Source organism: Lonsdalea britannica (assembly GCF_002111595.1).
GTDB classification, from domain to species: Bacteria; Pseudomonadota; Gammaproteobacteria; order Enterobacterales; family Enterobacteriaceae; genus Lonsdalea; species Lonsdalea britannica.
Window position 1 is genome coordinate 25,770 of the sequence record NZ_LUTN01000012.1, and the last position, 25,839, is coordinate 51,608.

Annotated in this window: 24 protein-coding genes and 4 pseudogenes; 20 read left to right on the forward strand and 8 right to left on the reverse strand. The window is 57.2% G+C overall.

Annotated elements, in window-relative coordinates; translation table 11 throughout:
* Positions 1-62 precede the first annotated feature (62 nt).
* Positions 63-2,506: pseudogene (gene hrpB, locus AU509_RS11150) on the reverse strand (ATP-dependent helicase HrpB).
* A 74-nt stretch (positions 2,507-2,580) separates the two neighbouring features.
* Here hrpB and thpR point away from each other — a divergent pair.
* From thpR to panD, 9 genes and pseudogenes are all read left to right on the forward strand, one after another.
* Entirely contained in the window at positions 2,581-3,117 is a 537-nt protein-coding gene (gene thpR / locus AU509_RS11155; protein ID WP_094118341.1) for an RNA 2',3'-cyclic phosphodiesterase, read from the forward strand.
* 5 nt (positions 3,118-3,122) lie between these two features.
* The gene (sfsA, locus tag AU509_RS11160; protein ID WP_085651213.1) at positions 3,123-3,845 is read left to right on the forward strand and encodes a DNA/RNA nuclease SfsA; all 723 of its coding nucleotides are present in this window, start codon (positions 3,123-3,125) and stop codon (positions 3,843-3,845) included.
* 161 nt (positions 3,846-4,006) lie between these two features.
* Positions 4,007-4,462 carry an RNA polymerase-binding protein DksA gene (gene dksA / locus AU509_RS11165; protein ID WP_026741198.1) on the forward strand — a complete coding sequence of 152 codons (456 nt, stop codon included), beginning with the start codon at positions 4,007-4,009 and terminating at the stop codon, positions 4,460-4,462.
* A gap of 77 nt (positions 4,463-4,539) precedes the next feature.
* Positions 4,540-5,455, forward strand: a pseudogene (gene gluQRS, locus AU509_RS11170) (tRNA glutamyl-Q(34) synthetase GluQRS).
* 68 nt (positions 5,456-5,523) lie between these two features.
* Positions 5,524-6,929, forward strand: a pseudogene (gene pcnB, locus AU509_RS11175) (polynucleotide adenylyltransferase PcnB).
* Positions 6,929-7,423, forward strand: a complete 495-nt coding sequence (gene folK, locus AU509_RS11180) for a 2-amino-4-hydroxy-6-hydroxymethyldihydropteridine diphosphokinase (protein WP_085651210.1) — start codon at positions 6,929-6,931, stop codon at positions 7,421-7,423. The pseudogene pcnB and the gene folK overlap by 1 nt, the downstream one beginning before the upstream one ends.
* 94 nt (positions 7,424-7,517) lie before the next feature.
* Positions 7,518-8,312, forward strand: a complete 795-nt coding sequence (panB, locus tag AU509_RS11185) for a 3-methyl-2-oxobutanoate hydroxymethyltransferase (protein ID WP_094118342.1) — start codon at positions 7,518-7,520, stop codon at positions 8,310-8,312.
* 15 nt (positions 8,313-8,327) lie between these two features.
* On the forward strand, positions 8,328-9,182 hold the full coding sequence (gene panC, locus AU509_RS11190) for a pantoate--beta-alanine ligase (protein ID WP_085651208.1): 855 nt from the start codon (positions 8,328-8,330) through the stop codon (positions 9,180-9,182).
* Between the two features lie 20 nt (positions 9,183-9,202).
* Positions 9,203-9,583, forward strand: a complete 381-nt coding sequence (panD, locus tag AU509_RS11195) for an aspartate 1-decarboxylase (protein ID WP_094118343.1) — start codon at positions 9,203-9,205, stop codon at positions 9,581-9,583.
* A 50-nt stretch (positions 9,584-9,633) separates the two neighbouring features.
* Here panD and AU509_RS11200 read toward each other — a convergent pair whose 3' ends face one another.
* From AU509_RS11200 to AU509_RS11210, 3 genes are read right to left on the reverse strand one after another with little or no spacing between them, the layout of a single operon-like run.
* Complete coding sequence (locus AU509_RS11200) at positions 9,634-10,875, reverse strand: polysaccharide deacetylase family protein (RefSeq protein WP_094118344.1); 1,242 nt, start codon at positions 10,873-10,875, stop codon at positions 9,634-9,636.
* Between the two features lie 58 nt (positions 10,876-10,933).
* The gene (locus tag AU509_RS11205) at positions 10,934-11,704 is read right to left on the reverse strand and encodes an ABC transporter permease (RefSeq protein WP_094118345.1); all 771 of its coding nucleotides are present in this window, start codon (positions 11,702-11,704) and stop codon (positions 10,934-10,936) included.
* On the reverse strand, positions 11,701-12,639 hold the full coding sequence (locus AU509_RS11210) for an ABC transporter ATP-binding protein (RefSeq protein ID WP_094118346.1): 939 nt from the start codon (positions 12,637-12,639) through the stop codon (positions 11,701-11,703). The genes AU509_RS11205 and AU509_RS11210 overlap by 4 nt, the downstream gene beginning before the upstream one ends.
* A 112-nt stretch (positions 12,640-12,751) precedes the next feature.
* Here AU509_RS11210 and can point away from each other — a divergent pair, with 112 nt between their 5' ends.
* The gene (gene can, locus AU509_RS11215; protein WP_085651203.1) at positions 12,752-13,411 is read left to right on the forward strand and encodes a carbonate dehydratase; all 660 of its coding nucleotides are present in this window, start codon (positions 12,752-12,754) and stop codon (positions 13,409-13,411) included.
* A gap of 76 nt (positions 13,412-13,487) precedes the next feature.
* On the opposite strand, the gene hpt is transcribed toward can, so the two are convergent.
* Positions 13,488-14,018, reverse strand: a complete 531-nt coding sequence (gene hpt, locus AU509_RS11220) for a hypoxanthine phosphoribosyltransferase (RefSeq protein ID WP_085651240.1) — start codon at positions 14,016-14,018, stop codon at positions 13,488-13,490.
* Between the two features lie 334 nt (positions 14,019-14,352).
* Here hpt and AU509_RS11225 point away from each other — a divergent pair, with 334 nt between their 5' ends.
* Positions 14,353-14,694, forward strand: coding sequence for a hypothetical protein (locus AU509_RS11225; protein WP_085651202.1), 342 nt, complete (start codon positions 14,353-14,355; stop codon positions 14,692-14,694).
* 87 nt (positions 14,695-14,781) lie between these two features.
* Complete coding sequence (locus tag AU509_RS18960; protein WP_322788442.1) at positions 14,782-15,222, forward strand: DUF6515 family protein; 441 nt, start codon at positions 14,782-14,784, stop codon at positions 15,220-15,222.
* Here the strand turns inward: AU509_RS18960 and AU509_RS19085 are convergent.
* The 3 genes and pseudogenes from AU509_RS19085 to AU509_RS11245 all read right to left on the reverse strand — a co-directional run.
* Positions 15,154-16,161, reverse strand: a pseudogene (locus tag AU509_RS19085) (ABC transporter ATP-binding protein); the annotation flags it as partial. The gene AU509_RS18960 and the pseudogene AU509_RS19085 overlap by 69 nt on opposite strands.
* 7 nt (positions 16,162-16,168) lie before the next feature.
* On the reverse strand, positions 16,169-17,650 hold the full coding sequence (locus AU509_RS11240) for an ABC transporter permease (RefSeq protein ID WP_176223477.1): 1,482 nt from the start codon (positions 17,648-17,650) through the stop codon (positions 16,169-16,171).
* Positions 17,557-17,778, reverse strand: a complete 222-nt coding sequence (locus AU509_RS11245) for a hypothetical protein (RefSeq protein WP_139824047.1) — start codon at positions 17,776-17,778, stop codon at positions 17,557-17,559. The genes AU509_RS11240 and AU509_RS11245 overlap by 94 nt, the downstream gene beginning before the upstream one ends.
* A gap of 243 nt (positions 17,779-18,021) precedes the next feature.
* On the opposite strand from AU509_RS11245, the gene AU509_RS11250 reads away from it, so the two are divergent.
* The 8 genes from AU509_RS11250 (at position 18,022) to AU509_RS11285 (ending at position 25,834) form a co-directional block, all read left to right on the forward strand.
* A complete protein-coding gene (locus AU509_RS11250; RefSeq protein WP_085651198.1) occupies positions 18,022-18,369 on the forward strand; it encodes a YacC family pilotin-like protein in 348 nt (115 codons plus the stop codon).
* Positions 18,370-18,477: 108 nt separating this feature from the next.
* Positions 18,478-19,341 carry a polyamine aminopropyltransferase gene (gene speE, locus AU509_RS11255; protein ID WP_085651197.1) on the forward strand — a complete coding sequence of 288 codons (864 nt, stop codon included), beginning with the start codon at positions 18,478-18,480 and terminating at the stop codon, positions 19,339-19,341.
* Positions 19,342-19,370: 29 nt separating this feature from the next.
* Positions 19,371-20,165 carry an adenosylmethionine decarboxylase gene (gene speD / locus AU509_RS11260; protein WP_085651196.1) on the forward strand — a complete coding sequence of 265 codons (795 nt, stop codon included), beginning with the start codon at positions 19,371-19,373 and terminating at the stop codon, positions 20,163-20,165.
* Positions 20,166-20,366: 201 nt separating this feature from the next.
* Positions 20,367-20,600: a glutaredoxin-like protein NrdH gene (nrdH, locus tag AU509_RS11265; protein ID WP_085651195.1), complete on the forward strand. Its 234-nt coding sequence runs from the start codon at positions 20,367-20,369 to the stop codon at positions 20,598-20,600.
* Positions 20,601-20,609: 9 nt separating this feature from the next.
* Positions 20,610-21,017, forward strand: a complete 408-nt coding sequence (nrdI, locus tag AU509_RS11270) for a class Ib ribonucleoside-diphosphate reductase assembly flavoprotein NrdI (RefSeq protein WP_085651194.1) — start codon at positions 20,610-20,612, stop codon at positions 21,015-21,017.
* A complete protein-coding gene (nrdE, locus tag AU509_RS11275; RefSeq protein ID WP_176223478.1) occupies positions 21,017-23,146 on the forward strand; it encodes a class 1b ribonucleoside-diphosphate reductase subunit alpha in 2,130 nt (709 codons plus the stop codon). The genes nrdI and nrdE overlap by 1 nt, the downstream gene beginning before the upstream one ends.
* Positions 23,147-23,168: 22 nt before the next feature.
* Complete coding sequence (gene nrdF, locus AU509_RS11280; protein WP_094118350.1) at positions 23,169-24,131, forward strand: class 1b ribonucleoside-diphosphate reductase subunit beta; 963 nt, start codon at positions 23,169-23,171, stop codon at positions 24,129-24,131.
* Between the two features lie 518 nt (positions 24,132-24,649).
* Positions 24,650-25,834 (forward strand): efflux RND transporter periplasmic adaptor subunit, encoded by a 1,185-nt coding sequence (locus AU509_RS11285; protein ID WP_162896318.1) that lies wholly within the window; start codon positions 24,650-24,652, stop codon positions 25,832-25,834.
* Positions 25,835-25,839 lie beyond the last annotated feature (5 nt).

Consider the following 25,839-nt stretch of genomic DNA (forward strand, 5'->3'; position numbering starts at 1 on the left):
CAGTACCTGGCCGTCTACTCTGTGTCTCCCGCCTTTCGCAAGAAAGGGGGAAACGTCCGAAATTACTGGTTCTGATACTTTCTGGTGCGCCGGGTCGGCACGGCCGTCGCCGGGTCGTCAGGCCAGACGTGCTTGGGATAACGCCCTTTCATCTCTTTCTGCACATCACGGTAGGCGCCCTGCCAAAATGCGGCCAGGTCGCGAGTGATTTGCAGCGGACGTTGCGCCGGAGACAGCAGCTCCAGCACCAACGCCACCCGGCCCTCCGCCACGCGCGGGCTTTCCCGTTCGCCGAACATTTCCTGCAACCGCACCGCCAGCGCCGGCGCGCTATCCTCAGCATAGCGGATAGGCAGACGGCTGCCGCCGGGCACCGTGTAATGGCTCGGCAGCGCGCTGTCGAGGCGCTGTTTCTGCCGCCAGTCCAGACAGCGCTGAAGGCTTCCGCCAGGTTGAGCTGATTCAGCCCTCGCCGATCGCGCACGCCCGTGAGTGAAGGCAAGAGCCACTGTTCCAACGTCGTCAGCAGCGCGTCGTCATCCACCGCAGGCCACTCGACGTCCGGCAACCATTGGCGCGCGCACTGAATACGGGCGCGCAGCTGCAAAGCCGCCGCATCCCAATTCAGTACGGATAAGCCCTGCTCGCGCAGCCAGTTCAGCATCGCCTGCTGCAGGTCGTCGTCAGAGGGTTTCGCCAAGGGCTGGGTGCGTAACGTCAGACAGCCGATTTGGCTACGCCGGCTGGCGCGCAGCGTACCTTTTTCTTCATCCCAGTGCACGCTATTCCGCTCACTTAACAACCCCGGAGAATGTTGCAACAGCCGGTCGATATCCACCGGCAGCGCCAGCTGAATTCGCGCATCGGCATACTGAGGACTTTGCATCAACGCGGGCACAATCAGCCACTCGGAAGACGTCAGCGGATCGTCCACCGCCAACTGAGCGCCGACGCCGTTCGCCAACTGATAACGACCGTCCTGACCACGCCGCCGGGCGATGCGATCGGCGAAGCCCTGCGCCAACAGTCCTGCCGCCAGCCCATCGTCGAAACGACCTTTGACGCCCCCCAGCCGTCGCGCCAACTGCGTTGCCCGACGCTGCCAGTGACTGGCCGGACGGCGCAGACTCTCGAACAAGTTCGGCGAACCGCTGCGGGGCGGCTCTTCAATGATGGCCGCCAGCAACGCCGCCGTACTCAGCGCGTCGCCCCCTTGCCGTGCGGCGGCATGCAGCATCGCCGCCAGACGGGGATCGCTGCCGATGCCCGCAATCTGCCTGCCGAGGGTCGTCAACTGCTGACGATCGTCGACGATGTCCAGTTGCAACAAGAGGCGCTGAGCCGCCGACAGGGCTGGCGCGGGCGGAATATCCAGCCAGGTGAGCTGACCGACGTCGCGACATCCCCATTGCAATAAATCCAGCCACAGGCCGGACAGATCGCTGTGCAGAATCTCCGCTTCGCTCTGCGCCGCCGCACGCTCCGCCTGCTCTTTCGTACACAGGTGCCAGCAGACGCCCGGCTCCAGACGTCCCGCTCGGCCAGCGCGCTGCGTCATTGACGCCTGACTGATGCGCTGGGTCGTCAGCCGCGTCAGTCCGCTTTTGACGTCGAACAACGCTACGCGCTCCAGACCGCAATCGACCACAACGCGAATGCCTTCAATCGTCAGGCTGGTTTCGGCAATATTGGTCGCCAGCACCACTTTGCGCCGCCCCGCGACCGCCGGACGAATGGCCTGCTGCTGCTCTGCCAGCGCCAACGCGCCGTACAGCGGACACAGATCGGTATCCGCCGCGATACGTTCACTGAGCAGGAGCTGCAAGCGTTTTATTTCCGCCACGCCCGGCAGGAAAACCAGCATCGAGCCGCTTTCCTGCTGCAACACCTGCGCAATCAGTCGGGCCAGCGAGACTTCCAAGCGCTCGTGCGCGCCCGGTGCCTGAAAGTGTCGCGTCACCGGATAAGCCCGGCCCTCAGAGCTCACCTTGCGCGCATCAGGTAATAAGGAAGAGAGGCGATCGTTATCGAGCGTGGCCGACATGATCAGCAGTTTGAGGTCGTCGCGCAGCCCCGCCTGCACATCAAGCAGCAGCGCCAGCGCGAGATCGGCTTGCAGACTGCGCTCGTGAAATTCATCCAGGATCACCAGAGAGACGCCTGCCAGCTCGGCGTCCTGTTGTAGCATCCGCGTCAGTATGCCTTCGGTCACGACTTCCAGCCGCGTCTGCGAGCTACAGCAAGTTTCAGCGCGCATCCGATAGCCGACCGTCTGACCAGGCGTTTCTCCCAGCAGTTCCGCCAGTCGGAACGCCACGCTTTTCGCCGCCAGACGTCGCGGCTCCAGCAGAATGATACGGCCGGGCAGTTCAGCGTTCTGTAATAGTTGCAGCGGCAGCCAGGTGGATTTTCCGGCGCCGGTCGGCGCATGCAGCAGCACCTGTGGCGAATGACGCAACGCGTGAATGACATCATCCAGCACCTCGCTGACGGGCGGTAAACTCACAGAATTCTCCGTAATGATTAACTTTAAGCGGCGCACATTGTAGCATCGGAGCCCCCTATTACAGAGAGAGCGTCATGACTGCCACCCGCCGCCTGTTTTTTGCCCTGCCGCTGCCGGAAAACACCCGCCGCCAGATTATCCGCTGGCGCGCGGCGCATTTTCCGATGCAGGCGGGACGTCCGATTGCGGCGGCCAATCTGCATCTCACTCTGGCGTTTTTGGGCGAGGTCGGCGACGGTCAGCAACGTGCGCTACAAACCCTGGCGGGACGCATTCGACAGCCGGGGTTTGCCTTAACGCTTGATGACGCGGGTCACTGGCCGCGCCCCGGCGTGGTCTGGCTGGGATGTCGCCGCGCGCCGCGCGGTCTGTTGCAGCTGGCGGAACTGCTGCGCGCACAAGCGGCGCGTCATGGTTGTCACCAAAGTCTGCAGCCGTTCCATCCTCATGTGACCCTCCTGCGCGGGGCGACCCACCCCGTGGCCTTGCCGCCCGCCACGTTCGGCTGGTCGACGGAGGTCGATAGCTTCTCCCTGTACGAATCACAGTTTGAACATGGCCGAACCCGCTACCGGTCGTTGGCAAGCTGGCCGCTTATCGCCAAAGAGTAAACACGATGCAGTTTTCGCCCCCGTTGCAGCCCGCAACGCTGATTAAACGCTATAAACGCTTTCTGGCTGATGTGATCACGCCCGAAGGCGATGTCATGACAATCCACTGCCCAAACACGGGCGCGATGACCGGCTGCGCCACGCCGGGCGACACCGTCTGGTACGCCACTTCCGATAATCCCAAACGCCGCTATCCCTGTACCTGGGAACTCACCGAGACGCAGACCGGCGATCTCCTGTGCGTCAATACGCTGCGCGCCAACCAGGTCGTCCGTGAGGCGATATTGGCGCAGAAAATTCCGGAACTGAACGGCTACGACGCGCTGAAGGGCGAGGTGCGCTATGGCGAAGAGGGCAGCCGCATTGATTTTCTTCTGCGGGCAGAGGACAAAGCCGACTGCTATATTGAGGTCAAATCAGTCACATTGTTGCAACATGCGTGTGGTTATTTTCCTGATGCGGTGACGCTGAGAGGACAAAAGCATTTACGTGAACTACAGTACATGGCGGCCAGCGGAGCGCGCGCTGTACTCTTTTTCGCCGTGATGCATTCCGGCATCAACCGGGTCTCTCCTGCCGGCCACATAGATAAACGTTATGCCGAATTATTATGGCAGGCACAGCATCTGGGGGTTGAAATTCTCTGTTACGGGACCCATCTTGCTGCGGAAGGGATGACAGTCAATGGCCCGTTACCATTCGATAACATGGCGGCAATGCGCGAATAGCGTGATACGTTATGTTTACGGATGAATTCAACGCTTCCTCACACTTTATCAGGCCGGTGTCAGGAATGATTGCCAACCTAACGTCCATCTGTTATTTATAGCGGCCTGTTTTTTCCCCTCGGGGATCGATACTGCGTGTCGTGTTATGTAGGAGAAGCAACATGCAAGAAGGGCAAAACCGTAAGACATCCTCTCTGAGCATCCTCGCGATTGCCGGAGTGGAGCCATACCAGGAAAAGCCGGGCGAAGAATACATGAACGACGCTCAGCTGGCGCATTTCAAGCGCATCCTTGATGCATGGCGCAACCAGCTACGGGGCGAAGTTGATCGCACCGTATCACACATGCAGGATGAAGCTGCTAACTTCCCAGACCCCGTTGACCGCGCGGCCCAGGAAGAAGAATTCAGCCTGGAACTGCGTAACCGCGACCGCGAACGTAAGCTGATCAAGAAGATCTCCAAGACGCTGCAAAAAATCGAAGACGAAGACTTCGGCTTCTGCGACTCTTGCGGTGTCGAGATTGGTATCCGTCGTCTGGAAGCCCGTCCGACCGCTGACCTTTGCATCGACTGCAAAACGCTGGCGGAAATACGCGAAAAACAAATGGCAGGATAATCTATTCCTGAACGGGAAGGCTTCGGCCTTCCCGTTTCTTTATATGACGTCCATCGACATGACGCTCTCGCAGTAGTATGTCCGCATTACATCAAGATAATCATTACGTCGGGCGTTTTGCCCCTTCTCCGTCCGGCGATCTGCATTTTGGTTCCCTGATAGCCGCTCTCGGCAGCTACCTGCAGGCGCGTGCCTGCGGGGGACGTTGGCTGGTTCGCATCGAAGATATCGATCCCCCACGAGAAGTCCCCGGCGCGGCCTCGCGTATTTTGCGCCAGCTAGAGCACTATGGCCTTCATTGGGACGGCGACATCGTTTACCAGTCGCAGCGCCACGACCGCTACCGCCAGATCCTCGACGACCTCAAACAACAGGGACGCTGCTACTATTGCACCTGCACGCGCCGTCGCATCCAGCGTCTCGGCGGCCGTTACGACGGCCACTGTCGTATGCTGGAGCGCGGAGCGGATAACGCCGCGCTACGGCTGACGCAAAGCTGTCCGGTAATGCGCTTCCAAGACCGGCTACGCGGCTGGCTGGACGCCGACCCGGCGCTGGCGCGAGAAGACTTCATCATTCACCGCCGCGATGGCCTGTTCGCCTATAATTTGGCGGTCGTCGTAGACGATCGCGATCAGGGCGTGACGGAAATTGTACGCGGCGCGGACCTGATTGAGCCGACCGTGCGCCAGCTGTCGCTGTTTCGACAGCTCCAGTGGGACGCGCCGGACTATATTCATCTGCCGCTGGCGCTGGATGCGGCAGGCAAAAAGTTGTCCAAACAAAATCATGCCCCGCCGCTGCCGCAAAGCGATCCGCGGCCGACGTTGGCGCAGGCGCTCGCGTTTCTGCGCCAGCTTGCCGGAAAGCTGGCGGGACCTTACTCTGTCGGAACTTCTCAACTGGGCTGAGACCCACTGGTCGCTGGCGACAATATCGACGGAAGCGGCCATTCCGCTGCCCGAAATCACAACGGCATTCTCAAAGTGCTGAGGGTGAGCTATGATTAGCCGCTATTTTTTGGTTGGGCCGTTCATTTTTCATCATTATCGAGGTGTATTATCTTTACCCGAGTAGCTAATTTCTGTCGTAAGGTACTGAACCGTGAGAACGAGTCCGGCGCTTCCTCAGCACCGCGCGAGTCCATGACGGTCATTCCGCGTGACCAACATACTATTTCACGCAGTGACATTAGCGATAATGCCCTGAAAGTACTTTACCGCCTGAACAAGTCAGGCTATGAGGCTTATCTGGTCGGCGGCGGCGTACGTGATTTGCTGCTAGGCAAAAAGCCCAAAGATTTTGATATCACCACCAACGCCACGCCGGAACAGGTACGCAAGCTCTTCCGCAACTGCCGTCTGGTAGGACGCCGGTTCCGTCTGGCGCACGTCATGTTCGGTCCTGAAGTGATTGAGGTCGCCACATTCCGCGGCCACCACGAACAGCATCAGGAACAGCTGCTGAAAAACACGTCCCAACAGGGGCAGAACGGCATGCTGCTACGCGACAATATTTTCGGCTCGGTGGAAGAAGACGCCCAACGCCGCGACTTTTCCATCAACAGCCTCTATTACAGCAGCGCCGACTTCACTGTTCGCGACTATACCAACGGGCTTAGCGACCTGAATCAGCGAATCATTCGCCTGATCGGCGAGCCAGAAAAACGCTACCGCGAAGACCCGGTGCGGATGCTGCGCGCGGTACGTTTCGCCGCCAAGCTGGACATGACCATCAGCCCGAATCCGCCGAGCCAATCCCGCGTCTGGCCTCGCTGCTGCACGATATCCCGCCAGCGCGCCTGTTCGAAGAGTCGCTGAAGCTGCTGCAGGCAGGCTATGGCCATCCCACCTATGAACTGCTGTGCGAATACCAGCTGTTCCAGCCGCTGTTCCCGCTGATTAGCCGTAACTTCACCGACACGGGCGACACCGCGATGGAGCGGATGATCGTGCAGGTGCTGAAAAACACCGACCAGCGTATTCAGAACAACATGCGCGTTAACCCGGCCTTCCTGTTCGCCGCGATGCTGTGGTATCCGCTGATCGAGCATGCCCAGAAGCTGGCGCAGGAAAGCGGTCTGGCCTATTTCGAAGCCTTTGCGCTGGCGATGAACGACGTGCTCGACGAACAGTGCCGATCGCTGTCCATTCCTAAACGCATTACTTCGCTGATCCGCGATATCTGGCAGTTGCAGCTGCGCCTGTCTCGTCGTCAGGGCAAACGCGCCTTCAAACTGATGGAACATCCTAAGTTCCGTGCGGCTTACGATTTGTTGTGCCTGCGCGCCGAGATCGAACATCAGCCGGAACTGCAGCGCCTGGCGCAGTGGTGGGGCGAATTCCAGGTCGCCGCGCCGCCGCGGCAGCAGGTATTACTGAGCTCGCTGGATGACGGCCCGACGCCGCACCGCCGCTCTCGCCGTCCGCGTAAGCGCCCCGCCGCGCCGCGCCGAGGTCAGCAATAATGACGCGCGTGTATCTGGCGCTCGGCAGCAACTTGTCGCAGCCGTTACAACAGGTACATGCCGCGCTGGCGGCGCTGGACGCGTTACCGCTTACCCGGCTGGTGTGCTGCTCGCCTTTCTACCGCAGTCGCCCGCTGGGCCCGCAAGACCAACCGGATTACCTCAATGCAGTGGCGGAGCTTCACACCGAGCTTGAAGCGGAAGCGCTGCTGGATCAGACGCAACGCATCGAGCAGGAACAAGGACGCGTCCGTAAGGCCCATCGCTGGGGTCCACGCACGCTCGATCTGGACATCCTGCTGTTCGGTAATGAAGCGATCAATACCGACCGCCTCACCGTTCCCCACTACGATATGAAAAACCGCGAATTCATGCTGTATCCACTGGCCGACATTGCCCCGTCGCTGATTTTCCCCGACGGAGAATCGCTGGTCGATCGCCTGGCGTGCGTGCCGTCCAACGGACTCACCCTGTGGGATCACGCGGCGCAGTAATCGTTGCCATCAATAAAGCATCCGCTGCCTCGCCGTTTTCAGTGGAGTATCGCTGCCCCCTTTTCTCATCCTCATTTTATTCAGGAAGGCCGCCATGAAACCAACGACGTTAACCCATTTGCGAAAGTGGAAACAGGCCCGCAAAAAGTTCGCCACCATCACGGCCTACGACGCCAGCTTTGCCCGCCAGTTCTACGAACAAGGCATCAAAGTCATGCTGGTGGGCGACTCTCTGGGCATGACCGTGCAGGGAAACGACTCCACGATCCCCGTGACGCTTGAAGATATGGTCTATCATACCCGTTGTGTCCGACGCGGCGCGCCGCTGTGTCTGCTGCTCTCCGACATTCCGTTTATGGGCTGCGCCACGCCGGAGCAGGCCTGTCAGCAAGCCGCCGAATTGATGCGCGCAGGCGCTAACATGGTGAAAATCGAGGGAGGCAGTTGGCTGGTGCCTACCGTGCAGATGCTGACGGACCGCGCCGTCCCCGTGTGCGGTCATCTGGGGCTGACGCCGCAGTCGGTCAATATCTTCGGCGGCTATAAGGTGCAGGGACGCGAAGAAAGCGCCGCAGAACGTCTGCTGGAAGACGCGATGGCGCTGGAGCGAGCCGGTGCTCAAATGATGGTGCTGGAGTGCGTACCGGTCGAGCTGGCCCAACGCATCACCGAAGCGCTGACAATCCCGGTGATCGGCATCGGCGCGGGCAACGTGACGGACGGACAAATTCTGGTGATGCACGACGCATTAGGTATCAGCGGCGAGCAGACGCCGAGCTTTGCCAAAAACTTTTTGGCCCTGGCGGACGATATCCCCTCGGCCATTCGCCTTTACGTGCAGGAAGTAGAGCAGGGATTGTACCCTGACGACCAGCACGCCTTTCACTAACGCAGGAGAAGCGGAGTGTTAATTATCGAAACGCCCCTTTTGCTACGGCGCGAAGTCCGACGCTGGCAGCAGGAAGGGAAAAGAGTGGCGCTGGTTCCCACCATGGGGAATCTGCATGACGGCCATATGGCGCTGGTTGACGCCGCCAAGGCGAGCGCCGATATCGTTATCGTCAGCATTTTCGTCAACCCAATGCAGTTCGAACGCGCGGACGATCTGGATCGCTACCCGCGTACGCTGCAAGAAGACTGCGAGCGCCTGACCCAACGCGGGGCCGATCTGGTGTTCGCTCCGGCAGCGCAGGACATCTATCCCGCCGGGATTGAGCAGCAAACGTTTGTCGAAGTCCCCGGTCTGTCGCAGATGCTGGAGGGCGCCAGCCGTCCCGGCCATTTCCGCGGCGTCGCCACGGTGGTCAGCAAACTGTTCAATCTGGTACAGCCGGATGTCGCCTGCTTCGGCGAAAAAGATTATCAGCAGTTGGCGCTCATTCGTCAGATGGTGGCGGATATGGGCTACGACATCAGTATCGTGGGCGTACCGATTGTCCGCGCTCAGGACGGGCTGGCGCTCAGCTCCCGCAACGGTTACCTCACGCCCGAAGAGCGCAAGATCGCGCCTCAGCTGCCGCGCATTATGCACGCCATCGCGGAAGAACTGGCGACCGGCAACCGGCAAATTGACGAAATTCTGGGCCGGGCGGAGGAAGCGCTGCGCAACGCGGGCTTTACGCCGGATGAACTGTTTATCCGCGACGCGGACTCGCTGCATCCGCTGACGACTGACAGCGCCCGCGGCGTAATTCTGATGGCCGCCTGGCTCGGAAAAGCGCGGCTTATCGATAACCTGCAGGTTGATCTCACCGCATAATCGACACCCGGTATTCGCTAATGATAAGAACTATGCTGCAAGGCAAACTGCACCGGGTCAAAGTGACTCAGGCCGACTTACACTACGAAGGCTCTTGCGCCATCGACCTCGACTTCATGGAAGCCGCGGGCATTTTGGAATATGAAGCCATCGATCTTTACAACGTGGACAACGGTCAGCGTTTTTCCACCTACGCCATCGCCGCCGAGCGCGGATCGCGCATCATTTCCGTCAACGGCGCGGCCGCGCGCTGCGCCTGCGTCGGCGACCGCATGATCATCTGCTCTTACGTGCAGATGTCGGACGAACAGGCCCGCACGCATCACCCGAAAGTCGCCTATTTCAACGACAAAAACGAACTTCAGCGTACGGCGAAAGCCATTCCGGTGCAGTTAGCCTGATCCCCCATGGCGCCGTGTCTGCGGCGCTGTTTTACCGCCCAAACCGTCCACTAGTTGGCCAGCCGCGCCGCCATCGTCTCAATCGAGTCCGTGCGCAATATGAACAGTCTTTTCAGCGCGAACGGATTGTCCCCCGGCAGTACCTTTCCCTGTTTCGTCGTCAACGCCATATGAAAGCCCGCGTCCTTCGCCGCCTGAACCGCTGTCGGGGAGTAGCCGCCGAACGGATAGGACAAATACCACACCTGAGCGTTAAACGGTGACAACGCACGCCGCGTATGCTCGAAATCCAGCTCGATATTACGCAGCGTGCGACTCAATAAAACCGGGCGACGCGCGGGACCCAGTCGATGCAGAAAATGGGTATGTGACTGGAAGTCGAACACATCGGCAATCTGCCGGAGTTCACTGCTGCTCATAAACTGCAGCGAGTTCGGGTCCCACGGCTGCGGATGGCGCTTGATGCGCGAAGTGATGATGAAGGCGGTGGCGTGAAATCCATACTGCTTAAGCAGCGGATAGGCGTAGCGACACACGGACTTGAGGCCATCGTCAAACGTTAGCACCACCGCCCTGCCCGGCAGATTGATGCGGTTATGCAGGTAATCCTCCAGCTGATACAGCGAAAGCGTCGTGTAACCAGCTTCTTTCAGGTAGGCCATCTGGCGGTTGAATGCGTCGTCGGACGTCGTCGTCGAGGTATGCAAAAACCGCGTGTTCTCGGCGTCGGTCAGGAGATAGTGATAGGTCAGCACCGGAATACCGTTGTCCTGTTCACTGTCCCGCGCTCTGACAAACGCAGGCCGATCGCCCAGGCTGATTTCATACCAGAGATGATTGAAGCGGTCATGTCGTTGTCCGGCGATAGGATAGCGCAGGTTGCCCGCCATCACGCCCATCGTCGGGCTGTCGTCATCCGGCGCCGTGTAGAGCGTCACCGCCCTCGGCGTGATGAGATTACGTCGGGGGCAAGGCGTCAGCGGCCCCTCGGGTGCCGAGGGGGCGTCGGCTGAGTCGCCGAGCGCATGTTTATCGATGAAGCCAGAGCCGAAGCCGAAAGCGATCGCATCGCGCTCTTCGGTGCCGGGACGTACCCGGACCACTTCGCCGCGTTTGATTTCCGCGACGATAGTCATGCTGTCGCCAATCGAGGCGTAGACATTGCTGTCGTGGATGAGCGTTCGATATTCGGAAGACGGTTCAGCGTAGCGCGATAATGCCTCTGCGCCGGTCAGCAACGCCAGAAGCGCCAGACCGATACCTAACGCGGCCGTCCTGGATTGAAAGTGCATAGGGAATTGACTTGTTGATGCCGATAATCAAAAACGCCCCCCGAAGGGGGCGGACACATTAGCCGCGCAGGCCGCGACCCTGCTCGATGAGCCACCACGCCACCGCATAAAACGCGACGATAAAGATCACCAGCACGCCGAGCGTCAACGTCAGTGAAACGTCGTTGATCCCGAGGAAGCCGTAGCGGAAACCGCTGATCATGTACACGATCGGGTTCAGCTGGGAGACGGACTGCCAAAACGGCGGTAGCAGCGTGAGCGAATAAAAGACCCCGCCGAGGTAAGTCAGCGGCGTCAGCACAAAGGTCGGGATCAGGCTGATGTCGTCAAAGGTTTTGGCGTACACCGCGTTCAACAGACCGGCCAGCGAAAACAGTATCGCGGTTAGCAACAGCGTCACCACAATCATCCACCAGGCATGCACCTGTAACGGAACGAAGAACAGCGACACGGCGGTCACCAGAATGCCCACGCAGATCCCGCGCGCCATTCCGCCGCCGATATATCCGGCGATGATGATGTGCGTCGGCACCGGCGCTACCAGCAGTTCTTCGATGTTGCGCTGGAATTTCGCGCTAAAGAACGACGACGCGACGTTGGCGTAGGCGTTAGTAATCACTGACATCATGATAAGACCGGGAACGATGAACTGCATGTAGGTGAAGCCATGCATTTCGCCGATGCGCGCGCCGATGAGGTTGCCGAAAATAATGAAATAGAGCGTCATGGTAATGACCGGCGGCACGAGCGTTTGCACCCAAATACGGGCAAAACGATTCACTTCTTTCGTCCAGATACTCTGCAATGCGACCCAATACAACCTGCTCATGCTTTCTCCTCGTTGGCATGTTCTCCATGATGGTTAACCAGACTGACGAATAGCTCTTCCAACCGGTTAGCCTTGTTGCGCATGCTCAGTATTTGAATGCCCTGCGCGCTCAGTTGACTGAATACGCCGTTCAGCCCCTGATCCCGTTTCACGTCGACCTCCAGCGTCGTCGTATCCACCAGCCGATGCTGATAGCCGTCCAGACGAGGCAAGGCGCTCTTGGACGCCAGATCGAGAATGAAGGTTTCCGATTGCAGTTTGGAGAGCAGTTGCTTCATTGAGGTGTTTTCCACCAGCAGGCCGTTCTGGATAATGCCGATATTGCGGCACAGCATTTCGGCTTCTTCGAGGTAGTGCGTGGTCAGAATAATGGTGGTGCCCTGACCGTTCAGCTCCTTCAGGAACCCCCACATAGACCGGCGCAGTTCGATATCCACCCCTGCCGTCGGTTCGTCGAGGATCAGTAATTTGGGTTCATGCATCAGGGCGCGGGCGATCATCAGACGCCGCTTCATGCCGCCGGACAACATGCGCGCCCGCTCATTGCGTTTGCCCCACAGATCGAGCTGGTTAAGGTATTTTTCGGCGCGTTGCTGCGCCGTTTTACGATCGACGCCGTAGTAACCCGCCTGATGCGTCACAATCTGATAGACCGTTTCAAACGGGTTGAAGTTGAATTCCTGCGGCACCAGACCCAGCTGGCGTTTGGCGTTGACGATGTCCTGGTCGATGTCGTAACCAAAGACGTTAACTTTGCCTGAGGTCTTGTTCACCAATGAGCTGATAATGCCGATGGTAGTAGATTTCCCCGCGCCGTTCGGTCCCAGCAACGCATAAAAGTCGCCGGCCTCAACCTGTAAATCAATCCCTCGCAGCGCTTTGACTCCTCCTGGGTAGGTCTTGCTTAATTTCGCTAGTTCCAGTGCATACGTCATAAGAAAAAGGATGCCTTATTGTCAGTGTGTACGTCAGTTTTCAATGTTAAAACCCCAGTGATTGCTCTATATTAACTCCACTGCCATTTGTTGTTACAGGTCATTTACTTTCATGAAAACAATCGAAACGCTTATCGCTAATAACCAGAATTGGTCCGAAAAGATGGTGAAGGAAGATCCGGGTTATTTTGAACGATTAGCTCAGGCGCAGCGCCCGCGTTTTCTATGGATTGGATGTTCGGACAGTCGGGTTCCCGCGGAGAGCCTGACCAGCCTGGAGCCGGGAGAGCTCTTTGTTCACCGCAACGTCGCCAACCTGGTGATCCATACCGATTTGAACTGCCTGTCGGTCGTGCAGTATGCGGTCGAAGTGTTAGAGGTAGAACACATCATCATCTGCGGTCACTACGGCTGCGGCGGCGTACAGGCGGCGGTGGAAAACCCCGAACTGGGGCTGATTAATAACTGGCTGCTGCACATCCGCGATCTGTGGTACAAGCATAGCTCTCTGCTGGGAGAATTGCCTCCCGAAGAGCGCTTCAACAAGCTGTGTGAGCTCAACGTGGTAGAGCAGGTTTATAACCTCGGCCACTCCACGATCATGCAGTCCGCCTGGAAACGGGGCCAGAAGGTGATGATTCACGGCTGGGTCTACGGTATTCAGGACGGTCGGCTAAGCGATCTGGAAGTCACCGCCACCAGTCGCGAATCGCTGGAACAGCGCTACCGCCGTACGATGTCCTCACTGCTGTCATCTTCCCGGGTAGACTAATCGAAGTCAAAAGCCGCGCTCATCGTTCGCAGGTGGCGCGGCTCTTTTATTCTGCCTTTCGGATCAATGGGGAAGTTTACTCCGGCACGACCTTGCCGACGTACGGCAGGTGACGATAGTGCTGCGCGTAGTCGATGCCGTAACCCACCACGAATTCGTCTTCGATTGAGAAGCCAACCCATTCGACGGGCACTTCAACTTCACGACGCGACGGTTTATCCAACAGCGTGCAGATGGCGAGGGACTTCGGTTCGCGCAGCTGCAGGATTTCTCGTACTCGGCTCAGGGTGTTGCCTGAGTCGATGATATCTTCCACGATCAGCACATCTTTTCCGCGAATGTCTTCGTCCAGATCCTTCAGAATCTTCACGTCACGCGTAGAGTTCATGCTATTGCCGTAGCTCGACGCCGTCATGAAATCGACTTCGTGAGACACTTCCAACGTCCGGCACAGGTCCGCCATGAAGATGAACGAGCCGCGCAATAATCCCACTAGCACCATGTCGCTCTGGCTGTTCTGGTAATGCGCGCTGATTTGGCGACCGAGTTCGGCTACACGCGCCTTGATGTCCTGCTCGGAGATCATGACGTCGACGGTGTGTTTCATCATATTGAAAACTCATTGAAAGGATGTGTTCTGTATCGCCTCGCAGGCCATACCCCGATGCTGAATACGCGACCTGTGCGCACCAGAAGATATGGCCGCGGAGTATAGCAAAAGCCCCCTTCCACTAACAGGCGCTTTCATGTTCAGCGCCCAAAGCGGGCTGCTAAGGTACTGTCCAATCGTAGGAATATCGCTAAAAAAACTGCGTTGACCGCAACGTTTGCACAAAATAATCAGGATTGTGTTATGCCCGTATAAAGCTGGGTAAAGCGGGTTGCCCCTCAGACGGAGAATGCCCTTATATAGGGCTACCCCCTACTGAAGAGGTGCATTTATGAAAACATTAACCCAACGTTATGGCATCGCTGCCGCCATCGCCGCTTTCTCTCTTTTCGCTACCCTGCCCAGCGCCTTTGCGCATCCGGAACAGGGCGCGCCGCAGATGGAAGGCCACGACCACGGCGATAACGACCATGACCGTATGCCGCACCATCCGCCGTTCCACCCAATGCCGCCGGCGTTGTATCAGGCTTCTCTACAGACTAACGATCCCGTCGCAGGCGTGAACAAACTGGTTTCCAACGTCCCTGCTGCCGGCAACGGTAAGACCTATGAAGTCAGCGTGAGCGTGCGTGAAGTTCCGCCCGCACCGCAAAAAGGCGCTGCGGATAAGTAAACCTGCTAAGGTTTATGTGATCGTCCCATGGCAACACAGGAATTTCGTATGAAAAGATTAGTGACAGCTTTCGCAGTGCTGAGCCTCATGCCAGCGGCCTTTGCCGCGCCTGGCGGCCCGGATAGGTGGCATGGTCACGATCATGGCCCGGGGCCGGGTCCCGGTTTTCACTACGACCATCTGCCGCCAGGAGTCGAAACCGTGCTGATCGCCGGACTGACTTACTACGTACTGAACGGCATATTTTATCGTCCGGATCAGGAAGGCTATGTCGTGGTCGACAACCCGGATAACGTTGAGACCACGAACACGATGACGGTATTGGACGTCAACGGCGAACGTTTTTACGTCAAAGACGGACGCTATTACCGCCACACCGTTGAAGGCGATTACATCGAAGTGCCTAGCCGCCGGGCCTGTAATCACGGTCTTGCCTTCTTGATGAGGAAAAAAGACCGGTTGTTCGGTACGAATACTGAGTCTGACCGGCTGGTCAGGCTCAAACCAGTTATTGGTCTGGACCTGTAGCACATCATCCCCCACTCTCACCCGATATAGGTTATTCGTTCCCAGAAATAGGCGATCCTCGATCACTGCCGCGCCTTCCGGGTCCAGCGCCAGCGCGATTTCCTGCGGACGCACCAACCAGTCTCGCATCATCCCCGACTCCAGCCCCAGCGAACGCGCCGCATGATGCTCGCCCAGAAAGCTCTTCCAGTCTTTGTCACCGGTAATCTTCACCGGCAGATAATTGCCGTAGCCCATGAAGTCCGCGGTGTAGCGGTTCACCGGTCGATAGTACAAGTCGGCGGATACGCCCTGCTGAACCAGATGGCCCTTGCGCATCAGCATCAAATGGTCGGCGAAGGCAAAGGCGTCTTCTCTCTCGGTGGTCACGAACAGGGCCGCGATATGGTGTTGTTTCAACAGCCGGCGTAGCTGCGTCAGCAACGGGTAACGATGCTGGCTGTCTATCCCGGTAAACGCAGCATCCAGCAGCAGCAGCGAGGGACGACAGGCCAGCGTACGGGCCAGCGCGCCGCGCAGGCACTGCTCTTTCGACAATTCATGCGGGTAACGCTGCGCGATATCCGTCACGCCCATCAGCGCCAGCGACTCCTCCAGTACACGACGGGACGCTTCGCCGGGGATGTGCTGCATCCCAAAGCGGACGTTTTCCCTCACGGTCAGATGCGGGAACAATGCGTCATCCTGAAACACCATCCCGACAGACTGGGAAGAAGGAGGCTCGCCGTTGACGGGCGTTCCCGCCAGCACAATCTGGCCCTGCGTCGGCGCAATCAGCCCGGTGATGGCCTTGAGCAACGTACTCTTGCCCTCCCCGCTTTCCGCCAGCAGACAAACCAGTTCGCTTTCATGAATGGAAAAAGTGATGCCGTCCAGGATGGGACGAGATGGGTAGCCGCAGTGCAGTTCGCGCACCGACAAGATATCAGGCATGGTCATGCGGAATTTATCCTTCCCTCTGTAGCAGACGATGAAGTCCGAATAACGGCGGCACGCCGAGCAACACCAGCAGAAACGCCGGCGCGGCGGCCCATGCCAGTTGGTCGGATTCGACAAAGCCGAACACATAGGTCGACAGAGTATCGACGTTGACGCGCTGCAGCAGCAGCGAAGCGTTCAGCTCTCGCAGGCTTTCGCTCCAAACCAGCAGCGCGCCGACGAGTAGCGTTCCGCGGACAGACGGAAAGACGTTCAGCCACACGTTTTGCGCCGTGGAATAGCCCAGCGTTCGACTCATCGCGTTCATCCCGGGCGGCAGCTGACGCAACTGCTGGTGCAGCGGGGCGATAATGAGACTGGCGCCTCGCAAACTATAGACCAGGATCAACATCAGTACCGATCCGGACAAAACGCCCATCGCCAACGGCATGCCGCGCGAATCGAACAGCATCAGCGCCACCAGCACGCCCATGCCCGCCAGGCTCCCCGGCAGCACACGATTAAACCCCAGCCAGCGCAGCGGATGCCGAAACGCAGGATTGTCCGCGGTCCGCTTATCGAACAGATACAACATCGCCAGCCCCAGCGAAATCAGCATCGCGCACGAAGCCGCCAGTACGCTGTTGATGGTCGCCAGCAATAGCGGCAGCGTCCAGATGGTGACCGTCGTCGTCAGCCAGTGATGCGCCAGCCACAACAGCGGCACGCCGAACGCCAGCAGCACCAGCCCCCAACCGGCCGACAGCGTGATGCGGCGGAGCCAAATCGGCGACTCCGGCCGCTCGGCCGGATAAAGCGATGCGGGGCGTTGGTAACGGACTTGCCAGAGACGACCGTGACGCGCTATCGCGCCCAGCAGCACGATCAACGGCAGAAGCACCAGCGCCATACGCGCCGCCGTCCCGAACTGGGCCTTATCGCGCCAGAAATCCATGCTGATGGTCGTCAGCGTCGGCACCGAAAAATAATTCGCCGCTCCGTAATCCGACACGGCTTCCAACGCCACGACAGCCAGACCCAGCCACAGCGTCGGGCGAACCAAAGGAAAACGAACGCGAAAAAACATGCGCAGCGCGGAGGGACACTGCAACCGACCGGATTGCATCATGCCTTCCGGCAGGCTCATCAGCGTGGCGCGCAACAGCAGGTAGAGATAGGGAAACAGCGCCAACGCCAGACACAGGCTGCAACTCAGTTGACGCAGCGGCGGGCTCCAGTCGAAGCCCCAACCTGACAGGCTGGCGAAGGAAAGCGCATAGAAGGTTTGCCGGACCGGACCGCCGAACTCCAGTAGTTCGCCATACACGGCCGCCAGCAGATAGGACGGCATGGCCAACGGCAGCAGGAGCGCCAGGTGCAGCCAGCGCTGTCCCCGGAAACGGTAGTGGGCCATGATCAGGCGAACGGAAGCGCCAGCAATAAACTGATTGCCGCGCTCTCCGCCATAATCGTCAGGGTATTTATCCCATAGCGCGGCAACATCGCCCACAGGGAAGCCATGCTCATGCCCGGTTCAACCACGGCCAGCACAGCCACCGCCCATACAGGAAACAGCAGCATCCCCGCCAACCACCCGCTACTGACGCGCCAGATACTGAGATTCATAGGTAAAAGCATAGAGAAAGTTTCAGATAACACTATTAATAACAGAGCATAACTCAGTCGTCATGAAATCAATCTGCGAGAAAAAGGCGGTAATCCGGCTATTGGTCAATACTTAGCCTTGGCGGTCCGTCAAGGCCTACTTAACACGGTGGATCGTGGTAGGCAAAGGAGCGCTTAACCGCATAATAAAACTTGGAATCCGCGATAATAACTGTGGTAACGTCTCACCAACGGTAGTATGAAACAGGTCTAATCATGAAAAAATCCGCACTGGCGCTACTCTTGCTAAGTCTGTTGAGTGTCTCCTCCGCCAGTAAAGCACTTAACGAATTCGAAGCCGAAGATCTGGCCGATCTGACGGCTATTTTCGTGTATCTGAAAAATAACTGTGGCTACCAGGATCTGCCCAATGAACAAATTCGCCGCGCGCTGGTAGGATTTGCTCAGCAAAACCGCTGGGATTTGAGCAACTACAACACCTACGACATGATCACCCTGGGCGAATCCAGCTATCGCGATTTGAGCGGTATCGCCATCCCCACCCAAAAAAAATGCCAGTCACTGGCACGAAATTCGCTCAGTCTGCTGGCGAATACCCAGTAATTGTCCAAATCCTCCGCGCTGCGTGAAATTTGACCGTGCAAGCCTAATAAGAGTTAGCTATCATAGCGCGCCAATTTTCATGGCTGTTATCGCGGAGGAAGCACTAACATGTCCCAGAAAGAAATTTGGTATGAAACACTCCATGCCAACTTCGGTCAGTACTTTGCTGTAGACAACGTGCTCTATCACGAAAAGACCGACCATCAGGACCTGATTATTTTCGAAAACGCCGCGCTGGGACGAGTGATGGCGCTGGATGGCGTGGTGCAGACCACCGAACGTGACGAGTTTATCTATCATGAGATGCTGACTCACGTGCCCCTGCTGGCGCATGGCAATGCCAAACGCGTACTGATTATTGGCGGCGGCGACGGCGGGATGCTGCGCGAAGTCTGTCGTCATCGCGGCGTTGAACAGATCACGATGGTCGAAATCGACGCCGGCGTAGTGGAGTTCTGCGGTCAGTACCTGCCGAACCACAGCGCAGGCGCCTATGACGATCCGCGTTTCCGTCTGGTCATCGACGACGGCGTGAACTTCGTTAAAGCCTGCCAGGACAAATTCGACGTCATTATCTCCGACTGCACTGACCCGATAGGTCCCGGAGAAAGCCTGTTTACCTCCGATTTCTATGAAGGTTGCGCACGCTGCCTGAACGACGGCGGTATTTTCGTGGCGCAAAACGGCGTTTGTTTCCTCCAGCAGGATGAGGCGGTCACCAGCCACAACAAGCTGAGCCACTACTTTAGCGACGTCAGCTTCTATCAGGCGGCGATCCCCACCTATTACGGCGGGATCATGACCTTCGCCTGGGCGAGCAACAACCCAGCCTTACGCCAACTGAGCCCGGAAAGTCTGCAGGAACGTTTCGCCGCGACGGGAATCGACTGCCGCTACTACAATCCGGCCATCCACGTCGGCAGCTTTGCCCTGCCGCAGTATTTACTGAATGCGTTGTCAGCCGCGCGCTGAGACTCGCATCCATAAGGGGGTGAATTAAATTGCAAAAGCTGAAACTACATGGCTTTAACAATCTGACCAAGAGCCTGAGTTTTTGTATCTACGATATCTGTTATGCCAAAACGCCAGCCGATCGCGATGGTTATATTGCCTACATCGACGAGCAATATAACGCGAACCGTTTGACAGAAATCCTGACCGAAACCTGTTCTATTATCGGCGCCAACGTCCTGAACATAGCCCGCCAGGATTATGAGCCGCAGGGCGCGAGCGTGACCATCTTGGTCAGCGAGGAACCCGTAGATCCGCGTGACGTGGATACCTCCGAACATCCCGGCCCGCTGCCGAATTCGGTCGTAGCCCATTTGGACAAAAGCCATATCTGCGTGCACACCTACCCGGAAAGTCATCCGGAAGGCGGGTTGTGTACATTCCGTGCCGATATCGAAGTGTCGACCTGCGGCGTCATTTCCCCGCTTAAGGCGCTTAACTATCTGATCCATCAGCTGGAATCGGATATCGTGACTATCGACTATCGCGTGCGCGGATTTACCCGCGATGTGAACGGCGTTAAACACTTCATCGACCATAAAATCAATTCAATACAAAACTTTATGTCGGATGATATGAAGTCGCTGTATCACCTGATGGATGTGAACGTTTACCAGGAAAATATTTTCCACACTAAAATGCTGCTGAAAGATTTCGATCTGAAGCACTACCTGTTCAACGCCAGCCCGGATGCGCTGAGTCCGGAAGAGCATCAGCGGATTACCGATCTGCTGTATCGCGAAATGCAGGAAATTTATTACGGCAGAAACATCCCCGCCATGTGACCGCCAAGCCTAAGGGCGCCTGCCCTTAGGCTTTTCTTGTGCTTAGCTTCCTTAAAAATCCCATATATTGCGTGGTTGATATTTTTCACCACTATATCTAGTATTACCTTTCAGAAGACGACATCACGTGTGCCACCGCGGCAGACCGTCTCCATCGGGCGTTTCGCCCCCCTTTTTTGCGCCTAGAGGTGAATACGAATCATGAGCATTACTGTTTACAGCAAATCCAACTGCCCGCAGTGCGATGCCACCTGTCGAGCGCTCGACAAACACCAGATTGGCTATAATAAAATCGATCTGACTCAGGACGCGCAGGCGCTGGCCTACGTCCGCTCGCTGGGTCACCAGCAGGCGCCGGTGGTCGTGGCCGGACAGGAACACTGGAGCGGCTTTCGCCCCGACAAAATTCATGCGCTGCGTGCCATTGCCGTCTGAGGCCAATTCATGAATCCGTTGTTGATCTATTTCTCCAGCCAGTCAGAGAACACGCGTCGTTTCATCGACCAAGTGGGACTCCCGGCCATCCGTATCCCCATTCGACCGAGCGCGGTGATGGAAGAGGTCACGCAACCCTATATTTTGGTGGTTCCCAGCTATGGCGGCGGCACGGTGATTGGCGCAGTGCCGCGTCAGGTGATCCACTTTCTCAACAACCCTTCCCATCGGCATCTTCTTCGGGGCGTCATCGCCGCAGGCAACCGCAACTTCGGTGAAGCCTACGGTATTGCGGGAGACATTATCGCGCGCAAATGCCAGGTGCCCTGCCTGTACCGCTTCGAACTGTCCGGTATGCCTGAAGATGTGGAAAACGTGCGTAAAGGAGTCAACCTTTGGCTACAGCAGAACCAGTGATGACGCGGCCCCTCGACAGCGGGCTCGACTACCATGCACTCAACGCCATGCTTAACATTTACGATGCCGACGGCCGGATTCAGCTGGAGCAGGATCAGCAGGCCATCAGTCAGTATCTCGCGCAGCATGTCGCGCCCAAAACGCAGCGCTTCGCCACGCTGGAAGACAAGCTGGCCTCCCTGCAGGATGAGAATTACTACGAAGCCAACGTGTTGGCCCAGTACGATGCCGGTTTTATCAAAGCGCTGTTTCAACAGGCTTACGGCCACGAGTTTCGTTTCAAAACGTTCGTCGGCGCATTCAAGTTTTACACCAGCTACGCGCTGAAAAGCTTTGACGGCAAACGCTATCTGGAAGGGTTTGAGGACCGGGTCTGCATGGTCGCGCTGACGCTGGCGCGCGGCGATGAGACGCTGGCGAGCGCCCTGGTCGATGAGATGATGACCGGGCGTTTCCAGCCCGCGACGCCGACGTTCCTCAACTGCGGCAAGCAGCAGCGCGGCGAGCTGGTTTCGTGCTTCCTGCTGCGCATCGAAGATAACATGGAGTCCATCGGCCGGGCCGTGAACTCCGCGTTGCAGCTATCCAAACGCGGCGGCGGCGTCGCATTCACGCTGAGCAACATCCGCGAAACCGGCGCGCCTATCAAACGTATCGAGAATCAGTCATCGGGCATCATCCCGGTGATGAAAATGCTGGAAGACGCCTTTTCTTATGCCAACCAGCTCGGCGCGCGTCAGGGCGCGGGCGCGGTCTATCTGAGCGCTCACCACCCCGATATCTTGCGCTTCCTCGATACCAAGCGGGAAAACGCGGACGAAAAAATTCGGATAAAAACGCTGTCGCTCGGCGTGGTGATCCCGGATATCACGCTCCATCTGGCGCGTGAAAACAAAGAGATGCACCTGTTCTCTCCTTACGATGTTCAGCGGGTTTATGGTCAGCCGCTGTCGGAAATCGCCATCAGCGAAAAATATCAGGAGATGATCGACAACCCGTCGATCCGCAAATGGACCATCAGCGCGCGTCAGTTCTTCCAAACGCTGGCCGAGATCCAGTTCGAATCCGGCTACCCGTACATGATGTTCGAAGACACGGTCAATCGGGCCAACCCGATCCACGGCCACATCAACATGAGCAACCTGTGTTCGGAGATCCTGCAGGTCAATCAGGCAAGCGAGTACGAAGAGGATCTGACTTATCGGAAGATCGGGAAGGACATTTCCTGCAACCTCGGTTCTTTGAACATCGCCAATGTGATGGACGGCAAGGATATCGGCCGTGCCGTGGAGTTCGCCGTGCGCGGACTGACCGCCGTCTCCGATATGAGCCAGCTCAACGCGGTTCCCTCCATCGCGAAAGGTAACGCAGACTCACACGCCATCGGCCTCGGCCAAATGAACCTGCACGGCTATCTGGCACGGGAAGGCATGTACTACGGTTCGGAAGAAGCGTTGGATTTCACCAACATGTACTTCTACACCGTGGCCTATCATGCGCTGCGCGCCTCTAACCAGCTGGCTATCGAGCGGCAGGAAACCTTCAAAGGCTTTGAGCGCTCGACTTACGCTAGCGGCGCGTTCTTTGACAAGTATCTTCAGCAGGAGTGGCGGCCCGCCACGGAGAAAGTCCGCGCGCTGTTCAAAGGCAACGGCATTCACCTGCCGAACCGTGAAGACTGGCAGCAGTTGCGGGACCGCGTGATCGCGCACGGTCTGTATAACCAGAACCTACAGGCGATCCCGCCCACCGGCTCCATCTCTTACATCAACCACGCCACGGCCAGCATTCATCCCATCGTGTCGCGCATTGAAATCCGTAAAGAAGGCAAAATCGGACGGGTGTACTATCCGGCGCCGTTCATGACCAATGAGAACCTGCCGCTGTATCAGGACGCCTACGACATCGGCCCGCAGAAAATTATCGATACCTATGCGGTGGCGACCCAGCATGTGGATCAGGGGCTATCGTTAACGCTGTTCTTCCCGGATACCGCCACGACCCGCGACATCAACAAGGCGCAGATTTATGCCTGGAAACAGGGGATTAAAACCCTCTACTACATCCGGGTGCGTCAGATGGCGCTGGAAGGCACTGAGATTGAAGGCTGCGTATCCTGCGCATTGTGATTTTATTGACGGAACTGACGCTATGAGCAAACTTCCCCCGCTGCGGGCGATTAACTGGAACCGACCGCAGGATGACAAAGATCTGGAGGTCTGGAATCGACTGACCGCCAACTTCTGGCTGCCGGAAAAAATTCCGCTGTCGAACGACATTCCTTCCTGGGCGCAATTCACCGCTCAAGAGCGGCAGCTGACGATTCGGGTATTCACCGGCCTGACGCTGCTGGACACCCTGCAAAACACGCGCGGCGCGCCGTCGCTGATGCAAGACGCCATCACGCCGCACGAAGAGGCGGTGCTGTCCAACGTCTGCTTTATGGAAGCCGTGCACGCCCGTTCGTACAGCGCGATTTTCTCCACGCTGTGCCAAACCCGCGAGGTGGACGACGCCTATTTGTGGAGCGAACAAAACGAGGCGCTGCAAAACAAGGCCGCCCTGATCCTGAAACACTACGAGCACGACGATCCGCTGATGAAGAAAGTCGCCAGCGTGTTTCTGGAATCGTTCCTGTTCTACTCCGGCTTCTATCTCCCGATGTACTGGGCCAGCCGCGCGCGTTTGACCAACACGGCGGATCTTATCCGGCTGATCATTCGCGATGAGGCGGTCCACGGCTACTACATCGGCTACAAGTTCCAGCAGGGACTCAAACGTGTGGATGCCGCCCGTCAGGCGCAGATCAAGGCGTACACCTACGAGTTGCTGCAAGATCTGTACGACAACGAGGTCGACTATACCGCGGCGTTGTATGACGAGGTGGGCCTGACGGAAGACGTGAAGAAATTCCTGCATTACAACGCCAATAAGTCGCTGATGAATCTCGGCTATGAGCCGCTGTTCCCCGCCAGCATGACGGACGTCAATCCGGCAATCCTGGCGGCGCTGTCGCCGAACGCCGACGAGAACCACGACTTCTTCTCCGGCTCCGGCTCATCGTATGTCATCGGCAAAGCCGTCGAAACGGAAGACGAGGACTGGGATTTTTAATTCCCCAAACCACGACGCCTCCCGTCCATTTTGGGTGGAAGGCGTCGAAGCAAACATCATCAGACATGACCTCTCCGGACGCTCGGTGCGACAGCGATACCCTTCAACGCTTTCCCGATCGATCCTTTCCTGACGTCAATGATATCCAACGACGCTGACTATTTCTGACCTGATGCCGGGGCGAAACACGCTAATGCCGGTCGGCAATACCGCCACGACGATGGCCCCGCCTCCCCCATTTAGCGACGAATTCTTAATCAAGCCTAAAGTTAATCACATATTTCAATCACCTATCTTACTGTCCCATTTTTAACTTAAAGCGTTAACTTAATCCCAAAAGTGAGAATTATTAAAAACCAACAAAACAAAAAATCATATTAATCAATAAGTTAAAAATTGGCATAAAACATGCTTTATAAGCCCGAGTTTATTGGAATGAGTATGTCGAAATGGATATTAAAAGAACAATTAAGAAGGGACGTCTCAAACCCTTTTTAATCGCAGGGAGCGCGTTGTGCGTGCTTATTGCTGGGTATTTGTTGATCAGTTTTGATCCGAGCGGTTTTGAAGTAAGAGCCTCCAACGTATTGATTGGTCAGGTTAAACAAGGCGACATGACGATCGAGGTTCAGGGCAATGGCATTTTGGCTCCGCGCAATGCGACCTGGATATCATCGAATATCGACGGCATCGTCGAGTCAGTGAAAGTCAAACCCGGCGCCGCCGTAGAGCCTGGAGACGTTATCGCCGTGCTGGTCAATCCGGAGCTGATTCAGACCACGGAAGAACTGCGGTGGGAGATCGGCGCGAAGGAAGCCGAAAATAAAGCGCTGCGGGGCCAGCAGGAGAGCGCTTATCTGGCCGCCAAAATCGCTATCGTCAAAGCGGAACAAGAGTACCGCCACGCCAAACTCGAATATGATGTCGCCGAAATGCTGAATAAGCGTAACGACGGCTCAGTCCCCCTTCTGGTCCTGCATCGCTCAAAGCTCGCGACCGAACAAACCCGGCAAAGCCTGATGTACACGAAAGAGCAGCTTGAAAAACTGGCCGTCGTGCAAAAGGAAAACAAAGAAGCGGACGACGCACGGCTCAGCAAATTGAAAAATATGTTGGCGCGGGCGGAAACGCAGATACGTTCTTTGACGGTAAAAGCGAGCGAAGCCGGTATTATTCAGGTCACCAATATTGAAGTGGGACAACACATCACCAATGGATTTAGCCTCGCTCGCGTTGCGCGTAAGGATCAGCTCATCGCCGAATTAAAAGTGCCTGAGCGCCAGATCCGAGACGTCGCGCTCGATCAATCCGTGCTGATCAATACTCACACCAACCAGATCCACGGCAGAGTGTCCCGCATCGATCCTGCCGTCATCAATGGCACGGTGCAGGTTGACGTCGAGTTCACGGAACCGCTGCCCAACGAAGCGCGGCCGGACCTCAGTATCGAAGGTCGCGTGCAGGTCGCGAACCTGAAAGATGTGATTTACGCGCCGCGGCCGATGTACGCCCAGAGCAATACGCCTGGGATCGTGTATAAGCTCGCAGCAGATGGTAAAAGTGCGGTAAAAGTACCCGTGACCTTTGGGATGGGATCGGCAAATGAAATTGCTATCTCGTCAGGGCTGGTAGCGTCGGATCACATCATTTTGTCGAGCTATCAATCCTGGGAACACGTCGATCAAATAAGCATCACTCGCTAATAAAG

Excerpts from the sequence above, each read along its gene's own strand:
- thpR (WP_094118341.1), top strand. The coding sequence starts at position 2,581 with ATGACTGCCACCCGCCGCCTGTTTTTTGCCCTGCCGCTGCCGGAAAAC.
- sfsA (WP_085651213.1), top strand. The coding sequence starts at position 3,123 with ATGCAGTTTTCGCCCCCGTTGCAGCCCGCAACGCTGATTAAACGCTAT.
- dksA (WP_026741198.1), top strand. The coding sequence starts at position 4,007 with ATGCAAGAAGGGCAAAACCGTAAGACATCCTCTCTGAGCATCCTCGCG.
- folK (WP_085651210.1), top strand. The coding sequence starts at position 6,929 with ATGACGCGCGTGTATCTGGCGCTCGGCAGCAACTTGTCGCAGCCGTTA.
- panB (WP_094118342.1), top strand. The coding sequence starts at position 7,518 with ATGAAACCAACGACGTTAACCCATTTGCGAAAGTGGAAACAGGCCCGC.
- panD (WP_094118343.1), top strand. The coding sequence starts at position 9,203 with ATGATAAGAACTATGCTGCAAGGCAAACTGCACCGGGTCAAAGTGACT.
- AU509_RS11200 (WP_094118344.1), bottom strand. The coding sequence starts at position 10,875 with ATGCACTTTCAATCCAGGACGGCCGCGTTAGGTATCGGTCTGGCGCTT.
- AU509_RS11205 (WP_094118345.1), bottom strand. The coding sequence starts at position 11,704 with ATGAGCAGGTTGTATTGGGTCGCATTGCAGAGTATCTGGACGAAAGAA.
- AU509_RS11210 (WP_094118346.1), bottom strand. The coding sequence starts at position 12,639 with ATGACGTATGCACTGGAACTAGCGAAATTAAGCAAGACCTACCCAGGA.
- can (WP_085651203.1), top strand. The coding sequence starts at position 12,752 with ATGAAAACAATCGAAACGCTTATCGCTAATAACCAGAATTGGTCCGAA.
- hpt (WP_085651240.1), bottom strand. The coding sequence starts at position 14,018 with ATGAAACACACCGTCGACGTCATGATCTCCGAGCAGGACATCAAGGCG.
- AU509_RS11225 (WP_085651202.1), top strand. The coding sequence starts at position 14,353 with ATGAAAACATTAACCCAACGTTATGGCATCGCTGCCGCCATCGCCGCT.
- AU509_RS18960 (WP_322788442.1), top strand. The coding sequence starts at position 14,782 with ATGCCAGCGGCCTTTGCCGCGCCTGGCGGCCCGGATAGGTGGCATGGT.
- AU509_RS11245 (WP_139824047.1), bottom strand. The coding sequence starts at position 17,778 with ATGCTTTTACCTATGAATCTCAGTATCTGGCGCGTCAGTAGCGGGTGG.
- AU509_RS11250 (WP_085651198.1), top strand. The coding sequence starts at position 18,022 with ATGAAAAAATCCGCACTGGCGCTACTCTTGCTAAGTCTGTTGAGTGTC.
- speE (WP_085651197.1), top strand. The coding sequence starts at position 18,478 with ATGTCCCAGAAAGAAATTTGGTATGAAACACTCCATGCCAACTTCGGT.
- nrdH (WP_085651195.1), top strand. The coding sequence starts at position 20,367 with ATGAGCATTACTGTTTACAGCAAATCCAACTGCCCGCAGTGCGATGCC.
- nrdI (WP_085651194.1), top strand. The coding sequence starts at position 20,610 with ATGAATCCGTTGTTGATCTATTTCTCCAGCCAGTCAGAGAACACGCGT.
- nrdE (WP_176223478.1), top strand. The coding sequence starts at position 21,017 with ATGACGCGGCCCCTCGACAGCGGGCTCGACTACCATGCACTCAACGCC.
- nrdF (WP_094118350.1), top strand. The coding sequence starts at position 23,169 with ATGAGCAAACTTCCCCCGCTGCGGGCGATTAACTGGAACCGACCGCAG.